Origin of the sequence: Rhizobium sp. G21 (assembly GCF_014158035.1) — a bacterium.
GTDB lineage: Bacteria > Pseudomonadota > Alphaproteobacteria > Rhizobiales > Rhizobiaceae > Rhizobium_E.
Genome location: NZ_JACFXW010000002.1, coordinates 132,308 through 154,600 on the forward strand (window position 1 = coordinate 132,308; position 22,293 = coordinate 154,600).

At 63.9% G+C, this 22,293-nt stretch carries 17 protein-coding genes and 5 pseudogenes; 19 read left to right on the top strand and 3 right to left on the bottom strand.

What is annotated here, in order from left to right; genetic code table 11:
* Nucleotides 1-38: 38 nt before the first annotated feature.
* Genes araG through H2O14_RS21945 form a run of 4 tightly spaced genes read left to right on the top strand, consistent with a single transcriptional unit; the run spans nucleotide 39 to nucleotide 4,147 of the window.
* Entirely contained in the window at nucleotides 39-1,553 is a 1,515-nt protein-coding gene (araG, locus tag H2O14_RS21930; protein ID WP_182829569.1) for an L-arabinose ABC transporter ATP-binding protein AraG, read from the top strand.
* Between the two features lie 11 nt (nucleotides 1,554-1,564).
* Nucleotides 1,565-2,515, top strand: a complete 951-nt coding sequence (gene araH / locus H2O14_RS21935) for an L-arabinose ABC transporter permease AraH (RefSeq protein ID WP_182829570.1) — start codon at nucleotides 1,565-1,567, stop codon at nucleotides 2,513-2,515.
* Nucleotides 2,512-3,375, top strand: a complete 864-nt coding sequence (locus tag H2O14_RS21940; protein ID WP_182829571.1) for an aldose 1-epimerase — start codon at nucleotides 2,512-2,514, stop codon at nucleotides 3,373-3,375. The genes araH and H2O14_RS21940 overlap by 4 nt, the downstream gene beginning before the upstream one ends.
* Complete coding sequence (locus H2O14_RS21945) at nucleotides 3,368-4,147, top strand: SDR family oxidoreductase (protein WP_182829572.1); 780 nt, start codon at nucleotides 3,368-3,370, stop codon at nucleotides 4,145-4,147. The genes H2O14_RS21940 and H2O14_RS21945 overlap by 8 nt, the downstream gene beginning before the upstream one ends.
* Nucleotides 4,148-4,192: 45 nt before the next feature.
* On the opposite strand, the pseudogene H2O14_RS21950 reads toward H2O14_RS21945, so the two are convergent.
* A pseudogene (locus H2O14_RS21950) lies at nucleotides 4,193-5,142 on the bottom strand (LysR family transcriptional regulator).
* 98 nt (nucleotides 5,143-5,240) lie between these two features.
* On the opposite strand from H2O14_RS21950, the gene H2O14_RS21955 reads away from it, so the two are divergent.
* From H2O14_RS21955 to H2O14_RS21995, 9 genes and pseudogenes are all read left to right on the top strand, one after another.
* Complete coding sequence (locus H2O14_RS21955; RefSeq protein WP_182829573.1) at nucleotides 5,241-6,113, top strand: dioxygenase; 873 nt, start codon at nucleotides 5,241-5,243, stop codon at nucleotides 6,111-6,113.
* Entirely contained in the window at nucleotides 6,110-7,165 is a 1,056-nt protein-coding gene (locus H2O14_RS21960; RefSeq protein WP_182829574.1) for a maleylacetate reductase, read from the top strand. Before H2O14_RS21955 ends, H2O14_RS21960 begins: the two co-directional genes overlap by 4 nt.
* Nucleotides 7,166-7,225: 60 nt before the next feature.
* The gene (locus H2O14_RS21965; protein ID WP_182829575.1) at nucleotides 7,226-8,506 is read left to right on the top strand and encodes an ABC transporter substrate-binding protein; all 1,281 of its coding nucleotides are present in this window, start codon (nucleotides 7,226-7,228) and stop codon (nucleotides 8,504-8,506) included.
* A gap of 225 nt (nucleotides 8,507-8,731) precedes the next feature.
* Entirely contained in the window at nucleotides 8,732-9,451 is a 720-nt protein-coding gene (locus tag H2O14_RS21970; RefSeq protein WP_182829576.1) for an ABC transporter ATP-binding protein, read from the top strand.
* A 3-nt stretch (nucleotides 9,452-9,454) separates the two neighbouring features.
* Nucleotides 9,455-10,174: an ABC transporter ATP-binding protein gene (locus tag H2O14_RS21975; RefSeq protein ID WP_182829577.1), complete on the top strand. Its 720-nt coding sequence runs from the start codon at nucleotides 9,455-9,457 to the stop codon at nucleotides 10,172-10,174.
* Nucleotides 10,161-11,009 (top strand): annotated as a pseudogene (locus H2O14_RS21980) (branched-chain amino acid ABC transporter permease); the annotation flags it as partial. The gene H2O14_RS21975 and the pseudogene H2O14_RS21980, both read left to right, overlap by 14 nt.
* A 21-nt stretch (nucleotides 11,010-11,030) precedes the next feature.
* Nucleotides 11,031-12,145, top strand: a pseudogene (locus tag H2O14_RS21985) (branched-chain amino acid ABC transporter permease).
* Entirely contained in the window at nucleotides 12,138-13,892 is a 1,755-nt protein-coding gene (locus H2O14_RS21990; protein ID WP_182829578.1) for an FAD-dependent oxidoreductase, read from the top strand. The pseudogene H2O14_RS21985 and the gene H2O14_RS21990 overlap by 8 nt, the downstream one beginning before the upstream one ends.
* Before the next feature lie 9 nt (nucleotides 13,893-13,901).
* Entirely contained in the window at nucleotides 13,902-14,783 is an 882-nt protein-coding gene (locus H2O14_RS21995) for an intradiol ring-cleavage dioxygenase (RefSeq protein ID WP_182829579.1), read from the top strand.
* Nucleotides 14,784-15,001: 218 nt separating this feature from the next.
* Here H2O14_RS21995 and H2O14_RS22000 read toward each other — a convergent pair whose 3' ends face one another.
* Nucleotides 15,002-15,718 carry a TetR/AcrR family transcriptional regulator gene (locus tag H2O14_RS22000; protein WP_210275577.1) on the bottom strand — a complete coding sequence of 239 codons (717 nt, stop codon included), beginning with the start codon at nucleotides 15,716-15,718 and terminating at the stop codon, nucleotides 15,002-15,004.
* Nucleotides 15,719-15,827: 109 nt separating this feature from the next.
* Between H2O14_RS22000 and H2O14_RS22005 the strand changes: the two genes are divergently transcribed.
* From H2O14_RS22005 to H2O14_RS28590, 6 genes and pseudogenes are all read left to right on the top strand, one after another.
* Nucleotides 15,828-16,580, top strand: a complete 753-nt coding sequence (locus tag H2O14_RS22005) for an SDR family NAD(P)-dependent oxidoreductase (protein ID WP_182829580.1) — start codon at nucleotides 15,828-15,830, stop codon at nucleotides 16,578-16,580.
* A 7-nt stretch (nucleotides 16,581-16,587) separates the two neighbouring features.
* Nucleotides 16,588-17,789 (top strand): annotated as a pseudogene (locus H2O14_RS22010) (acyl-CoA dehydrogenase family protein).
* Complete coding sequence (locus tag H2O14_RS22015) at nucleotides 17,786-18,505, top strand: SDR family NAD(P)-dependent oxidoreductase (protein WP_182829581.1); 720 nt, start codon at nucleotides 17,786-17,788, stop codon at nucleotides 18,503-18,505. Before H2O14_RS22010 ends, H2O14_RS22015 begins: the two are co-directional and overlap by 4 nt.
* Before the next feature lie 22 nt (nucleotides 18,506-18,527).
* Nucleotides 18,528-20,132 (top strand): AMP-binding protein, encoded by a 1,605-nt coding sequence (locus H2O14_RS22020; RefSeq protein ID WP_182829582.1) that lies wholly within the window; start codon nucleotides 18,528-18,530, stop codon nucleotides 20,130-20,132.
* A gap of 83 nt (nucleotides 20,133-20,215) precedes the next feature.
* A pseudogene (locus tag H2O14_RS28585) lies at nucleotides 20,216-20,614 on the top strand (phosphotransferase family protein); the annotation flags it as partial.
* A gap of 47 nt (nucleotides 20,615-20,661) precedes the next feature.
* Nucleotides 20,662-21,189 carry a phosphotransferase gene (locus tag H2O14_RS28590; protein WP_281410042.1) on the top strand — a complete coding sequence of 176 codons (528 nt, stop codon included), beginning with the start codon at nucleotides 20,662-20,664 and terminating at the stop codon, nucleotides 21,187-21,189.
* Between the two features lie 2 nt (nucleotides 21,190-21,191).
* On the opposite strand, the gene H2O14_RS22030 is transcribed toward H2O14_RS28590, so the two are convergent.
* Nucleotides 21,192-22,283 (bottom strand): SDR family oxidoreductase, encoded by a 1,092-nt coding sequence (locus H2O14_RS22030; RefSeq protein ID WP_182829583.1) that lies wholly within the window; start codon nucleotides 22,281-22,283, stop codon nucleotides 21,192-21,194.
* Nucleotides 22,284-22,293: the final 10 nt, after the last annotated feature.

The following is a 22,293-nucleotide window of genomic DNA, read 5'->3' on the forward strand; positions in this document are numbered from 1 at the left end:
CGGCGACCTCCGCCGGGGCTTTCTGGGAGACGAGGCGCATGGCCGATTATCTGGAATTTTCCGGGCTGACGAAAACCTATCCCGGCGTCCGGGCTCTGTCGGACGTATCCTTCGGCGTTCGCCGCGGCGTCGTGCATGGATTGATGGGTGAAAACGGCGCCGGCAAGTCGACGCTGATCCGTCTTCTCTCCGGCGACCAGTCGGCCGATACCGGCGTCATTCGCATCGAAGGCCAAGAGCAGGTCTATCGCTCGGTCAGCGACGCTTTTGCAGCCGGCGTGGTGGTCATTCACCAGGAACTCCAGCTCGCGCCTGACATGACGGTGGCGGAAAATCTCTGGCTCGGACGCTTTCCCGGCCGCTTCGGCGTCATCGACCGCAAGGCGATGCGCGAGACGGTGAAGGCGCGGCTCGACGAGATGGGCGTCGATATCGATCCCGACCGCAAGGTGGGCTCTCTGTCGATCGGCGAACGGCAGATGGTGGAAATCGCCAAGGCCGTCATGGTGAAAGCGCGCGTTATCGCGCTGGACGAGCCGACCTCGTCTCTGTCCTCGCGCGAAAGCGAAATCCTCTTTGCGCTGATTGACCGCCTTCGCGCGGCCGGCGCCGTCATTCTCTATGTCTCCCACCGGCTCGACGAGATTTTCCGGCTCTGCGACAGCATGACCGTGCTGCGCGACGGCAAGCTCGCCGCCCATCATCCGACACTCGACGGCGTCAGCCGCGACCAGATCATCAGTGAGATGGTCGGGCGCGAAATCAGCAACATCTGGGGCTGGCGGGGCCGTCCGCTCGGCGACGACAGGCTGAAGATCGAAGGCATTTCAGGACAGCGCCTGCGCCATCCTATCAGCTTTTCCGTGCGGCGCGGCGAGATCCTCGGCTTTTTCGGGCTGATCGGCGCAGGGCGATCGGAAATGGCGCGGCTCGTCTATGGAGCCGATGCGCGCTCGACCGGGCGCGTCAGTCTCGATGGCGTGACGGTCGCCCCCGACAGCCCTGGCGCCTCCATCCGGGCGGGTATGGTGTTCTGCCCGGAAGACCGCAAACATGACGGCATCGTCCACGGCCGGTCGGTGGAGGAGAATATCTCTATTTCCTCGCGCCGGCATTTCTCGCCGCTCGGAGTGATCAAGCCGACGCAGGAAGCTGAGCTCGCCGACCGTTTCATCCAGACGCTGCGCATCCGCACGCCGTCGCGCCGGCAGGACATCGTCAATCTCTCCGGCGGCAACCAGCAGAAGGTCATTCTCGGCCGCTGGCTGTCCGAGCAGGGCGTCAAGGCGCTGATCATCGACGAGCCGACGCGCGGCATCGATGTCGGCGCCAAGGCGGAGATCTACGAGATCCTCTACGGTCTCGCCGCCGATGGCATGGCCATCATCGCCATTTCCAGCGAATTGCCGGAGATCATGGGCATCGCCGACCGCATCATCGTGATGTGCGGCGGCGAACAGTCGGCCGAATTCAGCCGCGACCAATTCGACGAAAAGACCATTCTCGCCGCCGCGCTGCCCGACGAGGCCGCCGCTTTGGCCGCTCATTCTTGATGGAAAGACCAATGCCCGCTTTGAAGAAAATCCTCCTCGGCGAACAGGGCTTGCTCGTGATCTTCGCGCTCGCCTTCGTCATCGTCTCGCTCACGGTGCCGAACTTCCTGACCGAGCGCAACGTGCTGGGTCTGCTGCAATCGGTCGTCACCATCGGCATCGTCGCCTGCACCATGATGTTCTGCCTTGCCTCGCGCGACTTCGACCTGTCGGTGGGCTCGATCGTCGCCTTTTCCGGCATGGTGGCGGTCATGGCGTCCAACGCCTCCGGCTCGATCGTGATCGGCGTCGTCGCCGCCATCATCTGCGGCTTCGCAGTCGGCGCGGTCAATGGCGTCGTCATCGCCCGCTTCCGCATCAATGCGCTGATCACCACGCTCGCCACCATGCAGATCGTGCGCGGGCTCGCCCTGATCGCTTCGGACGGCCGCGCCGTCGGCATCAACGATCCGGGCTTCTATCAGTTGGCGCTGTCGCGTTTTCTCACCATACCCACGCCGATCTGGGTGATGGCGCTGTTCTTCATCGTCTTCGGCTTCCTTTTGAACCGCACCGTTTTCGGCAAGAATACGCTGGCGATCGGCGGCAATCCCGAAGCCTCGCGGCTCGCAGGCGTCAATGTCGTGCGCATGCGTATCTGGATCTTCGCGCTTCAGGGCCTGGTCTGCGGCGTGGCGGGCGTGCTGCTCGCCTCGCGCATCACCTCGGGCCAGCCGAACGCAGCCACGGGGCTTGAACTCTCGGTCATCTCGGCCTGCGTGCTCGGCGGCGTGTCGCTGGCCGGCGGCCGCGCGACCATGACCGGCGTCTTCATCGGCGTGATGATCATGGGCATCGCCGAAAATGTCATGAACCTCCTCAACATCCAGGCTTTCTATCAGTATCTCGTGCGCGGCCTGATCCTGCTGATCGCGGTGCTTCTCGACAATCTCCGCATGTCGGCGGCAGGCCGTCAGAAGTGACGTCGCTGTCGCTCCCACTCGCCTCCGACCGGATCGAGACCTCGGTCTCGCTCCAGGGCGGCGGTCTGGGCGCGGTGCGGTTCGACGGCGTGGAGGTCATGCCGGCGGTCGGCGGCGCGAATGGGGATCTGAGCTGTTTTCCGCTCGTCCCCTTCGGCAACCGGGTGGAGTTCAACCGGTTCGAGCTTTGTGGAGAAATCTATAGCTTTGTCCCCAACAGCGGCGATCCGCTCTATCTCCACGGCGATGGGTGGCTGAGTATGTGGGCGGTGCAAGAGGCGCAAGAGGACCGGATCAAACTGTCTCTGCGGCAGACGCCGAGCGCTGGAACACCCTACGCCTATTCCGCTGAACAGACCCTGTCCGTCTCCGGCGCCCTCCTATCGCTGTCCTTATTCGTCCGCAACGATGGCGAGGAAGCTCTGCCATTCGGCCTTGGCCAACACCCCTTCTTCCTTGGTACGCAGAATGTCCGCGTAGAGGCGAATGTCTTGGGCTATTGGACCGAACGTGCAGGACATCTGCCGGATGCAAGGACAGCGCTTCCTAATGACCTCGATCCCCGAGGCGGCGCCACTCTTCCCGATCGCTTCCTCAACAATGCCTTCGACGGCTGGGACGGAGCAGCGCAAATCCACTGGCCTGAGCGCGGCGTCTCCGCCATCATAACCGCGCCGGACCATTCGGTCGCCATGCTCTATTCGCCGAGCGCGGAGGCTGGCTTCTTCTGCTGGGAGCCGATGACGCATCTGCCGAACGGGCATCGACAGCCTGAGTTCGGCGGTCTCAGGCTTCTGGAGCCGGGCGAGGCGATGCAATCGACAATGACGATAGATTTCAGGAGAGACGATCTTGGCTGACAGGTTGACCGGCAAGAGGATCATGATCACCGGCGCTGCCCAGGGCATCGGCCTGGCCATCGCCGAGGCGGCTGCGCGCGAAGGGGCGGCGCTCATGCTGGTCGATCGCGACGGCGATCTGCTGGCTGCCTCGGTCGAGGCGTTGCGGGCGCAAGGCGCGCGAGTGGCGAGCCATGCCGCCGACATCACAGATGCAGCCGGGATCGCGCAGGCCGTGTCTCGGGCGAAAGACGAGATCGGATCGATCAACGCGCTGGTCAACAATGCCGGCGTCAATGTCTTTTCCGAGCCTTTGGCCTTGAGCGACGACGACTGGTCGCGCTGCTTCGACATCAATCTCAAAGGCGCATGGAACTGCTGTCGCGCGGTCCTGCCGGACATGCTGGCGACAGGGGAGGGCGCGATCCTCAACATCGCTTCGACCCACGCCTTCACAATCATCCCCCACACCTTTCCCTATCCGCTCGCCAAGCATGCGCTGATGGGGCTGACAAAATCGCTGGCCATCGAATATGCGCCGCGTCAGGTGCGGGTGAATGCGCTGGCGCCGGGTTATGTGGCGACGCAGAAGGTGATCGATTACTGGAACAGCTTTCCCGACCCCGACGCCGCCAGGACGGAGACGATGAAGCTACATCCCGGCGGCCGCATCGCCGAGCCCGAGGAAATCGCCATGGCGGCGGTGTTCATGGTGTCGAACGAATGCCGCTTCATGACCGGCGCCTGCCTGACGGTGGATGGCGGCATGAGCATTCTTCATCATCCGGCCTGAGCGCGAAAGCCGGCGCGACGGGGTCTCCGCTCGCTTTACGTTTGGTTAACTTCCCCAGACGACCGCCTCTTCATGGCGCTTGATCAGGTGACGGAGGTTTTCGAAGCTCGATCGCACGAACACGGCAAACTGTTCGACCGCGGGAGAGCGCGGCGCGTCGACGCGTCGGAGGATCGCCAGCGCGCGTTCCGGATGGGGAATGTTGATCGGCAAGGCCGTGATCGTCTTCTCCTTGCGCTGGGCGAAGACGACGCTGTGAGGCATGACGGTCAGGGCGTCGGCCCCCTTGAGATAGTTGACTACGCTGGCGAGCGAGCCGCCGGAATAGCGGATGCGGATTTCGGTGGCTCCGAACGAAAGCAGCAGCGCCCTGAGGTCGGCGAGCAGTGGGCTGCCCGGCGGCGGAGCCACCCAGGCGAAGTCCAGAAGATGCGCCGGCTGCACGCGCCGCTTCAACAGGAGCGGATGCGTGACGCGACAGGCGATGACATTGCGGCCGGGCAGGATCTGCTGAAAAGCGAGGCCCGAGCCTTCGTCGAGGATGTCGATCGGGCAAATCGCCAGATCGATCTGGTCCGCCCTCAGCGCGGCGCGCAGATCGGGGAAATAGCCGTAGGACTGGTCGATGCGCACATCCGGATGCGTGGCCTGGAACTCCGCGCACATCCCGGCGATCAGGAGTCCATGAAGAACGGGCTGCCTCCCACCCTGACGACCCCGCTTTTGCCGACCCGGAAACTCTCCAGGAGATCGGACGCCTTGCGCGATGCGGCGAGCATCGTCAGCCCATGTTCAGCCAAGGCGATCCCGAGCGGCGTCGGCTGCAGCGGACGTCGCCCCCTGATGAACAAGGGCTCACCCAAGCGCTTTTCGAGCATCGACAGCGTTCGCGACACGGCAGGTTGCGCAAGCCCCAGCAGGGCTGCGCCTTCGGTGACGCCTCCGCTCTTGACCACGGCTGCTAGTTGAATGAGGTGACGCTCGTCGATCTTCATAACGTTTTGTTATATTGGCTGCAAAACAAAACATCAATTCGGCATCCGGCGCCTGCTATACCACCTGCAGCCAGAAATGCAGATTTGGGAGGAGATGCATGTCGCGGGCCGCACAGCACATCACCTTCGACGAAGCGACATCCGCCGAGGCCTTCGCAAATCGCTTCGGCGATCCCGATGACGCCACCGCGCGGCTTTTGTCCGCCGTGGTCTGCCGCGTTCATGAACTCATCAAGGAATTTCGCCCCACCCAGGAGCAATGGCGCAAAGTTCTCGATTTCCTGACCGAAGTCGGACACGCCTCCGACGAGCGACGCCAGGAGTGGGTGCTGTTCTCCGATCTCGTCGGCGCCTCCGCGCTCGTGGAAGAGATCAACAGTCGAAGGCCTTCCGGCGCGACGCCCAACACGATCAGAGGTCCTTTTTTCAGAGCCGACACGCCGGAACGATCGCTCGGCGGTTCGATCTCGCTGGACGGAAAAGGCGAAACTCTCGTCGTCGAAGGACGTGTGGAAGATCTCGACGGCCTGCCCGTTCACGCCGCCGAGATCATAACCTGGCAGGCGAATGCGCAGGGCTACTATGAAAACCAGCAGCCGGACCTGCAGCCCGAGTTCAATTTGAGAGGCTTGTTTCGCGTCGATCAGAACGGCCGGTTCCATTATCGCACCATTCGTCCGGCAGGCTACGATGTTCCTGGCGACGGCCCCGTGGGCCGACTGCTCGCCAAGGCGGGTTATCCGCTGCACCGCCCCGCCCATCTGCATTTCGTGGTGCGCGCGCCGGGTTTCGAGACCATCACCACCCACGTCTACGACGCTGAGGACCCGAGGCTCGATGAAGACGCTTTGTTCGGGGTGCGTCCGGAACTCGTGCACAATTTCGAGGAAAATGTTGCCGGCGGCGAGCGAACATCGCGCGTCAGCTTGAGATTCGTCATGGCCCGCGCACGGCCGGGGAGGAGCAAATGAGGAGCTTCACCTATGCCGCCAGCCCAGCCCGTATCCTGTTCGGCGCAGGCCGCAGCGCGGAAATCGGCGCCGCCATCGAGGAGATCGGCTGCCGCAGGGCCTTGGTGCTCGCGACGTCGCATCAGAAAGCCGATGCCGAGGCTCTCTCCGAACGGCTCGGCGCGCTTTCGGTCGGCGTCTTTGCCGGCGCCGTCATGCATACGCCCGTGACGGTGACGCAGACGGCGCTCGAGATCGTCGCCGAACGCCGGGCGGATTGCCTGGTGTCGTTTGGCGGCGGATCGACGACAGGCCTTGGAAAAGCGGTCGCGTATCGCACGGATCTGCCGCAGATCGTCATCCCCACCACCTATGCCGGATCGGAGGTCACGCCGATCCTCGGCCAGACGGAAGACGGGCGAAAGACGACGGTGCGGCATCCGAGCATCCTGCCGGAAGTGGTCGTCTACGATCCCGATCTCACACTGGGCCTGCCTGTCGCCATGAGCGTGACCAGCGGCCTCAACGCCATGGCGCATGCGGTCGAGGGTCTCTACGCCAGGGATCGCAACCCGGTTTCGACGCTTATGGCGGTCGAGGGCCTCAAGGCCTTCGCCGCCAGCCTGCCCGTTCTGGTGAAGAGCCCGCAGGATGCCGAAGCTCGCGCCGACGCGCTCTACGGGGCCTGGCTCTGCGGCACGGTGCTCGGCGCGGTCGGCATGGCGCTGCATCACAAGATTTGCCACACGCTGGGCGGCTCGTTCGACACGCCGCATGCCGAGACGCATGCGGTGATGTTGCCGCACACCGCCGCCTTCAATGCCGAGGCTGCGCGCGAGGAGCTTGCGCCGGCGGCGTCCATTTTCGGCGGCTCTATCGGCGGCGGTCTCTGGGATTTCGCCAAGTCGATCGGAGCGCCGCTATCGCTTCGGGATTTCGGTCTGTCCGAAGCCGATCTCGACGGCGCGGCCAATATCGCCACTGAAAATCCCTACTGGAATCCGCGCCCGATCGACCAGACGTCGATCCGGACGTTGCTGCAGCAGGCCTGGGAGGGCGTAAGGCCCGACTGATCAAGACATCTGACGCGCGAGGCGCGCTCTTTGGGAGGAGAGACGATGATGGGAGGAAACATGTTTACTAGACGCAAGTTCCTGAAAACGACGGCAGCCGGCGGCGCTGTTCTGGCCACATCCGGTTTGGCCGCGCCGGCGATTGCCCAGCAGGCGGCAGTCAAACTCGGTTATGTCAGCCCGCAGACCGGGCCGCTCGCCGGCTTTGGCGAGGCCGACAAATTCGTGATCGACAGCTTCCTGGCGACCACGAAGAAGATGGGGCTGAATTACGAAGTCGTGGTCAAGGACAGCCAGTCCAACCCCAACCGCGCCGCCGAAGTCGCCAAGGAACTGATCGTCGACGACGAAATCAACCTGATGTTGGTGTCGTCGACGCCGGAAACCACCAATCCGGTCTCGACCACCTGCGAGGCGGAGCAGGTGCCGTGCCTGTCGACAGTCGCGCCCTGGCAGCCCTGGTTCATCGGTCAACAGGGAAATCCCGGCGATCCCGCCAGCTGGAAGCCGTTCAACTACGCCTATCATTTCTTCTGGGGGCTCGAAGACATCATCGCCGTATTCACCGGCATGTGGAGCCAGATCGACACCAACAAGAAGGTGGGCGGCCTGTTCCCCAATGACGGCGACGGCAATGCGTGGGGCGACAAGGTCGTCGGCTTCCCGCCGGTCTTGGAAAAGCTCGGCTATGGCCTCACCGACACCGGCCGCTACCAGAATCTGACCGACGACTTCTCGGCCCAGATCAACGCGTTCAAGCAGGCGGAAACGGAAATCCTGACCGGGGTGATGATCCCGCCGGATCTCACCACCTTCTGGAACCAGGCCAAGCAGCAAGGCTTGAAGCCGAAGATCGCCTCGATCGGCAAGGCGCTGCTGTTTCCGCAGACCGTCGAAGCCTTGGGCGACGCCGGCCACAATCTCTCGACCGAAGTGTGGTGGACGCCCTCGCATCCGTTCAAGTCGTCGCTGACGGGCGAAAGCGCCGCCGATGTCGCGAGCGCCTTCACCAAGGCGACGGGCCGGCCCTGGACGCAGCCGATCGGCTTTGCCCATGCGCTGTTCGAACTCGCCGTGGATGTCATGAAGCGGGCCGAGGACGTGGCCGATGGCGACGCCGTCGCCAAGGCTATCGGCGAAACCAAGCTCGACACGCTTGTCGGCCCAATCGCCTGGAACAGCGACAAGCTGCCGCCTTTCGCCCAGAAAAACGTCGCCAAGACCCCGCTCGTCGGCGGCCAGTGGCGGCTGAAATCCGGCGGCGGCTACGATCTTGTGGTCGTCGAAAACGGACTGGCTCCGAATGTGCCGCTCGGCGGCAAGATGGAGGCGTTGGGGTGAGGAGGGGTAGGGTCTCTGCGGATGCAGCACCCCCTCTGGTCTGCCGACCATCTCCCCTCAAGGGGAGATTGGCTGGCGGCGCCAGCTTCACTTACTCTCGACGCCAGTTGCTGGGCGATGATCTCGCCTCTCTGCAATCTCCCCCTTGAGGGGGAGATGTCCGGCAGGACAGAGGGGGTGAACTCCAAAGCGCCCATACCGATCTTCTAACTGAGAAACCCGACCATGCCGATCCTTGAACTCAACGGTGTTTCCAAATCCTTCGGGGCCCTGGTGGTCGCCGAAAAGATAGGCTTCGCCGTCGAGCCGGGCGAGGCGTTGGGCGTGATCGGGCCGAATGGGGCCGGCAAGTCGACGCTGTTCAACCTGATCACCGGCAACCTCTCCGTCGCCAAGGGCAATATCCGCTTTGACGGGAAGGATGTGACCACCATGCCGCCGATGCAACGCTGTTTTGCCGGCATGGGTCGCACGTTCCAGATTCCGCAGCCTTTCGAACGGTTGACGGTCTATGAGAACCTGCTGGTCGCCGGCGCCTTCGGCAGCGAGGGAAAAGAAGCCGATGTTTCCGATCTCTGCGCGGACATTCTGGTCGAAACAGGGCTGATCGCCAAGGCCAACCGGCCGGCTGGCAGCCTGTCCTTGCTCGAGCGCAAGCGGCTGGAACTGGCGCGCGCGCTCGCCACCCAGCCCAAGCTTCTGCTGCTTGACGAGATCGCCGGCGGTCTGACCGAAGGCGAATGCCGGCAGTTGGTCGCCACCATCCAGCGCGTGCATGAGCGGGGCATGACGATCATCTGGATCGAGCATGTGCTGCATGCGCTGACGGCGGTGGCGGAAAAGATCCTGGTGCTCAATTTCGGCCGGGTGATCGGCCATGGCGATCCGCAGACCATCATGAATTCGCGCGAGGTGCGTGAGATCTATCTGGGCATGGAGGTCTAAGCGATGAGCCTGATCGAGACGAACAACCTCACGGCGTTTTATGGCGACTTCCAGGCCCTGTTCGGCGTCGATCTCGTCCTCCATCCCGGCGAAACCATCGCCGTGATCGGCGCCAATGGCTCAGGAAAATCGACGCTGATGCGCTCTCTCGCCGGCGTGTTGCGCAACGAGCCCGGCGCGATCCTGCATCGCGGCGCGGCGATCGGCGCGCTGTCGGCGCCGGATATCATGGCGCGCGGCGTGGCGCTCGTGCCGGAAGGGCGGCGGCTGTTTCCGTCGCTGACGGTGGAGGAAAATCTCCTGGTCGGTCGCCATGGTCGCAAGGTCGACGGTCCCTGGACGCTGGACAGCGTTTATGAGCTGTTTCCGATCCTCAAGGAAAGGCGCAGCAAACCGTCCACGGCGCTGTCAGGCGGACAGCAGCAGATGGTGGCGATCGGGCGGGCGCTGATGTCCAATCCGGAAGTGCTGCTCTGCGACGAACTCAGCCTCGGGCTGGCGCCTGTGGTGATCAAGGACATCTACGCCGCTTTTCCGCGCATCCGTGAGACGGGAGCGGCCATCGTCATCGTCGAACAAGACATCGCCCAGGCGCTGAAAGTCGCCGATCGCGTCTATTGCATGATGGAGGGCCGGGTGACCCTCGAAGGGCGACCGGGAGAGCTCGATCGCGCCGACATCCACGCGGCCTATTTCGGAGCGGAGACCAATGAACTGGCTTGACACCATTCTTCAGGGCATTCTGCTCGGTGGGCTCTATGCGCTGTTTGCGGCGGGCCTTTCGCTTGTTTTCGGCATCATGCGGCTCGTCAATCTCGCCCATGGCGATCTGATCGTATTCGCCGCCTTCCTCATCCTCGTGCTGGTCTCCACGCTCGGGCTCAACCCCTTCCTCGCGGCGCTGATCGCCGCGCCGCTGATGTTTGGCGTCGGCTATTTCCTGCAATATCATCTGCTCAACCGCACGCTCGGCAAGGATATCCTGCCGCCGTTGCTGGTGACCTTCGGCCTGTCGATCGTCATCCAGAACGGCTTGCTGGAAAGCTTCACCGCCGACAGCCGCCGCGTCTCGGTGGGCGTCCTCGAACAGGCGTCGATCTCGCTCGGCGGCATCAATGCCGGCGTCATGCCGCTCCTGACCTTCGCTTCTGCGATCCTGGTGATCGTCGGTCTCAATCAGCTGATCTACAAGACGGCGCTCGGTCGGGCCTTCCGCGCCACCTCCGACGATGTGGTGACGGCGGGGCTGATGGGCATCCGGCCCAACCAGATTTTCGCCATCGCCACCGGGCTCGCCATGGTCATCGTGACCATCGCTGCGCTCTATCTGGGCACGCGCGCCAATTTCGATCCGACCTCAGGTCCGTCCCGTCTGATCTACGCCTTCGAGGCGGTGATTATAGGTGGGCTCGGCTCGCTCTGGGGAACGCTTGCCGGCGGCGTCATTCTCGGCGTGGCGCAGACGCTCGGCGCCGCGATCAATCCGGAATGGCAGATCCTGTCGGGTCACATCGCCTTTCTGCTCGTCCTGTTGTTCCGTCCCCGGGGTCTTTTCCCCGAGCCGTCGATTGAGGCTGAGATGACTGTCCAGACCCAAACCCTCCCGAAGATGACGAGCCGACCGCAGGCCTGGCGGGTCGAGACCCGCACCCGCGTCTCCCTGCTGTTTTCGATGGCGGCGATCCTTTTCGTGCTGTTGCTCGCGCTGGCCCCTTTCGTTGTGTCGCGCGGCGTGGTGCAGGATCTGTTCTTCATTTTCACCATGCTGGCGCTCGCCCAGAGCTGGAACCTGCTGGCCGGCTATGCCGGGCTGATCTCGGTGGGACAGCAGCTTTTCGTGGGCTGCGGCGCCTATGCCTTGTTTGGATTCGTAATCCTGCTGGGTGTTGATCCCATCCTGGCGATCCCTCTCGCCGGCCTGTTCGCGATGCTGATCGCTCTGCCAACCGCCTTCTTCGCCTTCCGTCTCTATGGACCCTATTTCGCCATCGGAACCTGGGTCATCGCCGAGGTCGGCCGGCTGCTCTTCGCGCAATGGAAGACGCTCGGCGGCGGCACCGGCACATCACTGCCGCGCGAGGCCACGCGCGACATGTTCGGCGTTGCGCTGCTCAAGGATTGGTTCGGGATGCGGCCGGCCGCTGCCTCAGACGCGATCGCCTTCTGGCTGGCGCTTCTTGTGCTCGTGCTGACGATCGGCTTTGCCTATCGGCTGCTGCGCTCCAAGCAGGGCCTGGGGCTCGCAGCCGTGCGCGACAATGAGACGGCGGCGCGCGCGTTGGGCGTCGACGCTCGCCGGCTCAAACTCGCGATCTACTTGTCGACCGCTTTCATCACCGGCCTCGTCGGCGCGCTCATCTATCTGCAGAAGGCGCGGATTTCGCCGGACGCCGCCTTTTCGCTCACCGACTGGACCGCCTATGTGGTGTTCATCGTGGTGATCGGCGGCATCGGCGCGATCGAAGGTCCTATCCTCGGGGTGATCCTGTTTTTCCTGCTGCAGAATGCGCTGTCGAGCTACGGCTCCTGGTATCTGCTGCTGCTCGGCGCCATCGCCATCATCACCATGCTGTTTGCGCCAAGGGGCATCTGGGGCTGATCACCGACCGCACCGGCATCGAACTCTTTCCGGTCCGCCGCACCTTGCGGGGCGGGCCGCTCGAACACACAGAAAAGGGAGGGCCTCATGGCTGACATCACAACCGACGTCCTGATCATCGGCACCGGGCCGGCTGGCTCGGCCACCGCCGCGCTGCTCGCGAGCTACGGCCTGGAGCCGATGGTGATCAACCGCTACCGCTGGCTCGCCACGACGCCGCGCGCCCACATCACCAATCAGCGCACGATGGAAGTGCTGCGCGATCTCGGCCGCGACGTAGAGGACGAGGCCTATATGTATGCGACCGAACAGGATCTGATGGGCCAGAACGTGTTCTGCACGGCGGTCGCCGGCGAGGAAATCGGCCGCATGCAGAGCTGGGGCAACCATCCGCTCTCGCGCGCTGAACATCTTCTCTCTTCTCCCGGCCGGATGAACGATCTTCCGCAGACCTATATGGAGCCGCTGCTCTTCAAGACCGCCTGTTCGCGCGGCGCGCAGGCGCGCATGTCGACGGAATATGTGAGCCATGTGCAGGACGCCGAAGGCGTGACCACCACCTGCCTCGACCGTCTCACGGGCAAGGAATTCACCGTCCGATCGAAATTCCTCGTCGGCGCCGATGGCGGCAATTCCAAGGTCGCCGAACATGCCGGTCTCGCCTTCGAGGGCAAGATGGGCGTGGCCGGCTCGATGAACATCCTGTTCGAATGCGATCTGTCGCGCTATGTCGCCCATCGCCCCTCGGTGCTCTATTGGGTGCTGCAGCCCGGCGCGGATGTCGGCGGCATCGGCATGGGTCTGGTGCGCATGGTGCGCCCGTGGAACGAATGGCTGATCGTCTGGGGCTATGACATCAACCAGCCGGCGCCGGCGGTCGACGACGCTTTCGCCACCAAGGTGGTTCGCGATCTCGTCGGCGTGCAGGACCTGCAGCCGAAGATCAAGTCGGTCTCCACCTGGACCGTCAACAACATGTATGCGACGACCATGTCGAAGGGTCGCGTCTTCTGCATGGGCGACGCGACGCATCGCCATCCGCCGTCCAACGGTCTCGGCTCCAACACCTCGATCCAGGACGCGTTCAATCTCGCCTGGAAGCTCGCCATGGTCATTCGCGGCCAGGCCGGGGAGGGGCTGCTGGACAGCTACCAAGCGGAGCGCGCCCCGGTCGCCAAGCAGATCGTCACCCGCGCCAACAAGTCGATCGAGGAATTCGGCCCGATCTTCAAGGCGCTCGGCCTGCTCGATTCCGTCGATCCGGTGAAGATGCAGGAGAATATGGACGCCCGCTGCGACGACACCGCCGACGCCGAACGGCAACGCGAGGCGATCCGCCAGGCAATCGCCGCCAAGGTCTATGAATTCGACGCCCATGGCATCGAGATGAACCAGCGTTATGCATCCGCAGCCGTCCTGACCGACGGCCAGCCCGAACCGGCCTTCGAGAAGGACGCGGAGCTTCACTATCAGCCGACCACCTGGCCGGGCGCGCGACTGCCGCATGTCTGGCTCTACGGGCCGGAAGGCGAGAAGGTCTCGAGCCTGGACCTGACCGGCCACGGTGTCTTCACGCTGCTGACGGGTATCGGCGGCGACGGCTGGGTCACGGCGGCCAAGGCGCTGTCGAAGGAATTCGGCCTGCCGATCACGGTTCACAAGATCGGGCCGCGCCAGACTTGGCAGGATTTCTCCGGCGACTGGGCCCGCGCCCGCGAGATCCGCGATTCCGGCGCGCTGCTGGTGCGTCCGGATCATCATGTCGCCTGGCGGGCGGTTGCGGCCGTCGAAGATCCGGAAACAGAACTGCGGCGCGTTCTGAAAACCATCCTGAACCGGTGAGGATTCCCCATGGAAGCGCATGAAAAAGGCTATTTCACCGAGGAAAACTCCGTCGACGTGGTGACCGGCCGCAACGCCAACGCGCAAAGCGAGCGGCTGAAGCAGGTGATGGAAGTCATCACCCGAAAGTTGCACGAGGCGGTGAAGGAGCTGGAGCCGACGCAGGACGAATGGATGGAAGCCATCCTCTTCCTCACCCGCACCGGCCAGACCTGCAACGAATGGCGGCAGGAATTCATCCTGCTGTCCGACGTGCTCGGCGTTTCCATGCTCGTCGACGCCATCAACAATCGCAAGCCGTCGGGCGCCTCCGAAAGCACGGTGCTCGGCCCCTTCCATGTCGCCGACGCGCCCGCACTGCCGATGGGCGCCAATATCTGCCTCGACGCCAAGGGCGAAGACATGGTGATCTCGGGCCGCATTCTCGACACCGAGGGGCAGCCGATCCTCAATGCGGTCATCGACGTCTGGCAGGCCAATGACGAAGGCTTTTACGATGTCCAGCAGAAGGGCGTGCAGCCGGATTTCAACCTGCGCGGCGTCTTTCGCACTGGCGCCGACGGGACCTATTGGTTCAAGGCGGTGAAGCCGAAATACTATCCGATCCCCGACGATGGCCCGGTCGGCCAGTTGCTCGGCAAGCTCGGCCGCCATCCCTATCGGCCGGCGCATCTGCACTACATCATCAAGGCCGACGGATTTGAAACCCTCGTCACCCATATCTTCGATCCGGACGATCCCTACATCCATTCGGATGCGGTGTTCGGCGTCAAGGAGAGCCTGCTCGCGGAGTTCGTTCTTCGCAAGGATACGCAACGCGCCGCCGAATACGGTTTCGCCGCGGAATTCTGGGAGGTGAAGCACGATTTCGTCTTGGCGCCGGCGCCATAGAGTGCGGACGCTGCCCGGACTGCCCCGGCTCCGCCGTAGAGGCCAATTCGGAATCCCGTCCGGCAGAGACGAACTTCATCTCAATGAAACGCTCCGGGCTGATGGCGTCCAATTCGTTTCAAAGCGGCCCCGACAAACCGTCATGCGTGAAGCGTCTACTGAGTGAAGGTGCGGTTTCATGCTCGGTCTTGGGGAGCCTTTCGCCGCCGTGTAGGGCGTTATGAACCGGCTCCGCTCTGAGAAGAGCCCACCGCCGCCTTGACGAAAGACGACACAGCGGCGGTGTAATCGTCCACGGAGACGCCGCGGCGACGGTATTTGGAGCGCTTGACATACCAGTCCTGCAACAGCGGCTTGACGAGCGACGCCGTCAGATCGGGGTGAGGGGCGGCGAAAACCCTTAGCTCCACGCCGCGAGCGATCACGTCGGCGAAGATTTTCTCGGTCGTCTCCTCGCTCTCCGTCGCCAGCCGGCGCGCCGGTTGCGGAAATGACTTGGCCTCCATGAAGGCGAAGACGAACCAGGGCTGCATCGCCTCGGTCAGGCGGATATGGGTCGAGATCAGCCATTCCAGATGCAGGGCGGGATCGGAGGCGATCTCCGCCGGCGCCTGTCCGAGCGCCTCCGAGGCGGTGCTGGCCACCTCCGTCAGGATCATCGACAACAGGGTCGTCTTGCTGTCGAAATAGGAATAGAGCCCGCCCATCGACACGCCGCTTTCCCGCGACAGATCACGCAGACTCATGGCGTGAAAGCCGAGCCGGTTGGAAAGCTCCAGCGCGGCCGCCACGATCTTGACCAGCTTCTTCACCGCGAGATGATCTTTCTGGACCCGTATGATGTCCCGGTGGCGCTCCAGCATCCGCTGGCACAGGCGCTCCGTCGTATAGCTCTCGGGCGAATGTTCCTGGAGTGTGGGAGTGTCGTCGGGCATGGCGCGTTCCATGAGCTGATTTTTCCTGCTTATACGAAAATCCATTGCAATCAACCGGAACCGCCGATATATAAAACGAGCGCTCGCTCGATTTCGGAGGAAGATCGGTATGTTCGGGGGTCTTTCGGGTAAATCCGCACTGGTCACAGGCGCGTCAAGCGGCCTGGGCCTCCACTTCGCCCGGCTGCTGGCTGAGCACCGCTGCCATGTCACGCTGGCGGCCCGCCGCCTCGACATCGTTTCTCAACAAGCCGAGGCGCTGAAGGAAGCTGGAAACAGCGCGGATGCGATCGCACTCGATGTCGCTTCAGCCGCATCGATCGAGGCGGCGTTCGGCGCGGTCAGCGCGCCCTTCGACATCGTCGTCAACAATGCGGGGATCACCGTCAGCGAGGCCGCGCTCGATATGGCCGACGGCGAGTTCGAGCGGATCATCGCCACCAATCTCACCGGCGTGTTCAACGTCGCCAAAGCCGCAGGCGGCGCCATGAAGGCGGCGGGGCGCGGGGGCGTGATCGTCAACGTCGCCTCCATTCTCGGGCTACGCGTCGCGAGCCACCTCTCGGCCTATGCCGCCTCCAAGGCGGCCGTGGTGCAGCTCACGAAATCGCTGGCGCTCGAATGGGCGCGCTACGGCATCCGCGTCAACGCGCTGTGCCCCGGCTATATCGAAACGCCGCTCAACGCCGATTTCTTCGCGAGCGACGCCGGCAAGGCGTTGATCAAGCGCATTCCCCAGCGCCGCCTGGGCCGCATGGAGGAACTCGACGGGCCGTTGCTGCTGCTCGCCTCCGACGCCGGAAGCTATATGACCGGCTCCATCATCGCCGCCGATGGCGGTCATCTCGTCTCGTCGCTTTGAGGACGCCATGGACTTTTCAATCTCCCCGTCGTCGAGGACCTCAGGATCCGCATCGCCGCCTTTGTCGAGACGGAGATCCTGCCGCTCGAGGCAGATCCTTCAGCCTATGACGCGCACGGCAATATCCGGATGGATCTTCTCGACGGCGTCAGGTCGAAAGCCAAGGCTGCCGGCTTATGGACGCTGCAGCTCGATCGTCCCGGCCGCCCGGCGATCGGTCGGATGGGCATGGCCGTGTGCTATGAGGAGATGAACAGGTCGATCTTTGGTCCGGCCTGCTTCAACTCCGCCGCACCCGACGACGGCAATATGATGGTTCTCGACGCGACAGCGACGCCTGAGCAGAAGTCGACATGGCTGACGCCGATTGAAACAGGCGCCGTCAAATCCGCTTTCGCCATGACCGAGCCGCATCCCGGCGGCGGCTCCGATCCGTCGATGATCCAGACTTTCGCCGAAAAGCAGGGTGACCGCTATATCGTGCGGGGCCGGAAGTGGTTCATCACCGGCGCCGAAGAGGCGAGCCATTTTATTCTCGTCGCTCGCACCTCGGATGATCCGCGGCATGGGCTGACCGCCTTCCTGTTTCACAAGGACCAGCCCGGCTGGCGCATTGTCCGCCGCATCGGGATCATGGGACCGGAAGAACATGGCGGCCATTGCGAACTCGAATTCGACGGCCTGGAGATCCCCGCCGAGAATGTGCTGCTCGGCGAAGGCAAAGGCTTGAAGGTCACCCAGATCCGTCTCGGTCCCGCGCGACTCACCCATTGCATGCGCTGGCTGGGTCTCTCCAAACGCTGCGTCGAAATCGCCACCGCCTATGCCGCCGAACGCCACGGCTTCGGCGTCCGTCTCGCCGATCGCGAAAGCATTCAGATGATGCTCGGCGATCTCGCCATGGGCATCGAGATCGGCCGTCTCCTGGTCATGAAGGCGGCCTGGGAGCTCGATCGCGGCGGTTTCGCCCGCAAGGAGGTGTCGATGGCGAAGATCCATGTCGCCAATCTCCTGCACAAGGCTGCCGACACCGCCATCCAGATCAACGGCGCGCGCGGCTATTCGACCGACACCGTGCTCGAATGGATCTATCGCTATGCGCGACAGGCGCGGCTGGTCGACGGCGCCGACGAGGTTCACAAAATGGTGCTGAACCGTCATCTCGAAGACCAGGGCCGCGGCTTCTGGCGCTGGGAGGCCGGCGCATGAACCCGACGGCGTCGAGCCGGATCGCCATCGTCACCGGCGCCGCGCGCGGCATCGGCGCAGCGATCGCACAGGCGCTGGCGGAGGCCAGCTGGCGTGTGGCGGGCGTGGACAGAGCCTGGCCCGAGGGCGAGAGCGCTTGCGCTTATAGCGAGACGCTCGACGTGACAGATTATGAGGCGGTGGCGGATTTCGTCGCCCGGCTGGAGGCGGAGGGCGAGATCGGCCTCCTGGTCAACAATGCCGGCATCACCCGCGACGCCATCGCGCACAAAATGGACCCGGCCGATTTCCGCCTCGTGCTGGAGGTCAATCTCGTCGGTCCGTTCAATGCCTGCCGCGCGGTGCTGCCGGGCATGCGCGCCCGCAACGCCGGCAAGATCGTCAGCCTGACCTCGATGAACGCCCTGCGCGGCGCAGCGGGCCAGGCCAATTACGCCGCAGCCAAAGCAGGCCTGATCGGCATGACGAAATCGATCGCGCTGGAAAACGCCGGCAAGGGCATTACGGTCAATTGCATTGCGCCCGGCTATATCGAGACGGAGATGACGCGGGCCATTCCGAGCCAACTTCGCGAGGCTGAGCTGGCGCGCATTCCGGCGGGCCGGGTGGGAACGCCGGAGGACATTGCAGGGACGGTCGTGTTCCTCGCCTCGCCGGCGGCCGATTTCATCACCGGCCAGGTGATTTCCGTCAATGGCGGGCAATTGATGCCCTAGACATGGCGCATGGGAGGAAACGATGCGACTGGAGGCACATCTGGCGCGGCGGGAGGCCAATCACCGGCCGCTGACGCCGCTCTACTTTCTCGCCCGCGCGGTCACGGGCTTTCCGCAGCGCAAGGCCGTCGCCTGGCGCGACCGGACGCTGAGCTATGGCGAATTCGGCAGCCTCGTCGCAGCCATGGCGGATCATCTCCGGCAGAACGGCGTCGGTCCCGGCGACGTGGTGTCGGTCATGTCGGGCAATCGGCCGGAAATGCTGGCCGCGCATTACGCCGTGCCGATGGTCGGGGCGGTGTTGAACTCCATCAACACAAGGCTCGACGCCGCCACGGTGCGCTATATCTTGGATCACTCCGAGAGCCGGCTGGTCATCGCCGATCCCGCCTCCTTCGCTCTCGCCTCGGCTGCTGCGCGCGAAGCGGGCGTGCCCGTCTTCCGCCTTGTCGATCCCATGGCGCCCGCAGTGGATGATCTCGATCTCTTTTCGACGGACGCCGCGCTGCCCCGCGATCTCGCCGCCGCCATCACCGACGAATGGCAGCCGATCTGCCTCAATTACACCTCGGGCACCACAGGCACGCCGAAAGGCGTTGTCTATCACCATCGCGGCGCCTATCTGAACGCCATCGGCAATGTGCTGGCGCTCGGGCTCGGGGTCGGAACGCGTTATCTCTGGATCCTGCCGATGTTTCACTGCAACGGTTGGTGCCACACCTGGGCGGTGACGGCGGCGGGCGGGCTGCATGTCTGCCTCGACCGGGTCGATCCGGCCGAGATCTTTGCCGCGATCGAACGCTACGCCATCACCCATATGGCCTGCGCGCCGGTGGTTCTCTACATGCTGCTGAACAACCCGGCCCGCGCGAGCCGCGACCCCGCCCGGCGGGTGACGGTGGCGACCGGCGGCGCCTCGCCCACCAGCGCCTTGATCCTCGAAATGGATGCGCTGGGCTTCGACCTCATCCATCTCTACGGACTGACCGAGTCCTTCGGCCCGGTGACGATGCGCGGCCTGAGCGAAGCTGAAGCCGAGAGGCCCGTCTCGGAACGCGCCACGCTTCTGGCGCGGCAAGGCAGCCGCCACCTTACCGCCAACCAAGTGCTGATCGCCGATGTCGATGGCAATGAGACGCCCTGGGACGGCGAGACGGTCGGCGAAATCCTGCTGTCGGGCAATACGCTGATGGCCGGCTATTATCGCGACGCCGACGCCACGGTCGCAGCCTTCGCCGCCGGACGCTTTCATACCGGCGATCTGGCCGTGCGGCATCCGGATGGCGATATCGAGATCCGCGATCGCTCCAAGGACGTCATCATCTCCGGCGGCGAAAACATCTCGAGCCTGGAGATCGAGAGCGTGCTGCACCAGCATCCGGGCGTACTGATGGCGGCGGTTGTCGCCGCGCCGGATGACAAATGGGGCGAAATCCCCGTCGCCTTCATCGAGCCGCGATCGGATCAGCCGCTGTCGCCTGAGGATCTCAAGGCGTTCTGCCGCGAGAGACTGGCGGGATTCAAACTGCCGCGCCGCTTCCTGTTTCGCGAATTGCCCAAGACGGCGACCGGCAAGATCCAGAAATTCGTCCTGCGCGACATCGCCCGCGACGGCGAAGAGCCCTGAACGACAGGATCGACAGCATGCAGAATGGCTTTCCAGACACCGATTTCGACCCACGACGCCTTTCGGATTATCTCGACCTGCGCATGGGCGGCGGGGCCAAGATATTGTTGACCCGCATCAGCGGCGGGCAATCCAATCCGACCTATTTCCTCGATCGCGGCGGCGAGCGTTTCGTGCTGCGCAAGAAGCCGGCGGGTCCGATCCTGCCCGGCGCTCACGCGATCGAACGCGAGTTTCGGGTGCTCACCGCGCTGCACGGCACGGAAGCGCCTGTGCCCAGGCCGGTCCTGATCGAAGAGGGCAGCGAGGTTCTCGGTACGCCGTTCTATCTGATGGAGCGGGTGGAGGGACGCGTCTTTTCCGATTGCGCTCTGCCGGAGCTGGCCCGCGAGGAGCGCGCGCCCCTTTATCTCGCCATGGCCGAGGCGCTCGCGAAGCTCCATGCCATCCGGCCCGATGAGGTAGGCTTGGCCGATTACGGCAAGCCCGGCAATTATTTTGAACGGCAATACAACAGGTGGGGCCGGCAATGGCGCGAATCCCCGAGCGAACGATTGCGGCGCTCGATAGGCTCGCCGAATGGCTCGGCGCCAATCTGCCTGAGGACGACGGCGCGACATCGATCGCCCATGGCGATTTTCGACTCGGCAATATGCTGTTTCATCCGACCGAGCCGCGTGTGGTCGCCATCCTCGACTGGGAACTATCGACGCTGGGACATCCGCTGGCCGATCTCGGCTTCTGCGTCATGCCCTGGCACACCGCGCCGGACGAATATGGCGGCATTCTCGGTCTCGACCGACAGGCGCTCGGCTTGCCGGAGGAGCGGGAATTCATCCGTCACTATTATCGGCACGCCATCCAAACGCCGGCCCTGACGCCCTTCCATGCCGCCTTCGCTCTGTTTCGCTTCGCGGTCATCTTCGTCGGCATCGCCGATCGCGCCCGCGCCGGCAATGCCGCGTCGAGCAATGCAGCCGATGTGGCGCCGCTGGCGCGGCGTTTCGCCGAGCGCGCCATGGAGATCATCGAAGGGCGGCAGCCCTTCGACACATAAACTCACGCCGGCGGCAGGATGCGTTCTTGCTGCAGCCGCGCGAAGATCTGATCGAACATCGCCTCTGTGTCCATGCAATCGTGAAAGCCGTGCTGCCGCGCCTTGATCGTCGAAACGATGGAATGATGCGGGTATGTCTTTCCATAACGCAACAGGTAATCCATGAACTGCCAGGACGAGACGATCTCGGCGTAGCGATAGGGCCTGAGGCCATGCTTGCGCACGATCCGATCCCAGACCTGCCCCTTGTCCGCCATCACCTCCGCAAGTGAAAACGGATGCGCCACGCCAAGCTCGACGCCGAAAAGGCGGGCGATCGACGGCCAGATGGTCGGCCAGGAAAAGCAGTCGCCATTGGCGATGTTGTAGATTTCGCCGCGGCAACGCGGCTCGCTGCCCGCCCATTTGATGGCACGCCCCAAAAGCCCGGCGTCGACGGCCTCCTGCAGGCAGGCGGGACCGCCCGGAAAGCGCAGCGGCTGGCCGAGTTCGCGGCAGATGGAGGCGTAGACGCCGAGCGCGGTGACCGCATTCATCGGATTGCCGAGCGCGAAGCCGCAGACGATCTGCGGCCTGAGAACGGTGATGTGAAAGCCGTCTTCCACCGCCCTCTCTCGCGCCAGATCCTCCTGGTCGTAGTAGAAATTCGACGCGATGAAGCGCGGATCGCTCTCCCGCGCCGGCATGCGATAGGCGCCGTGATGCACGCCGTAAGCCTTGGTGCCCTGAAGAAGCGTCAGATGCGTGACGCCGGATTGCGCCGCCCTCAGCGCGTCCAGCAGGTTTTCCAGCATAAGCCTGTTGCGACCGATCTGGCTTTCCGAGGTCCAGCCGGAGACGAGGCTCGCTTCTTCCTGCAGGGCCGCGAAAACGACATGGGTGATGGCCCCGGCCTCCGCAATGGCGCGCATCGTCTCCGGGCCGTCGAGAAGATCCACCGAGATCCAGTCCACAGCAGCGGTTGTCTCGCGTCTTCGTCGCGACAGGCCGATCACCCGCCATGCCGGATCTTCGGAATAGACATCGAGCGCGGCGCGACCGACGACGCCGAGCGCGCCTACGATCAGAACGGTTCCTCCTTCCGTTCCCGACATGGGCTTTCTC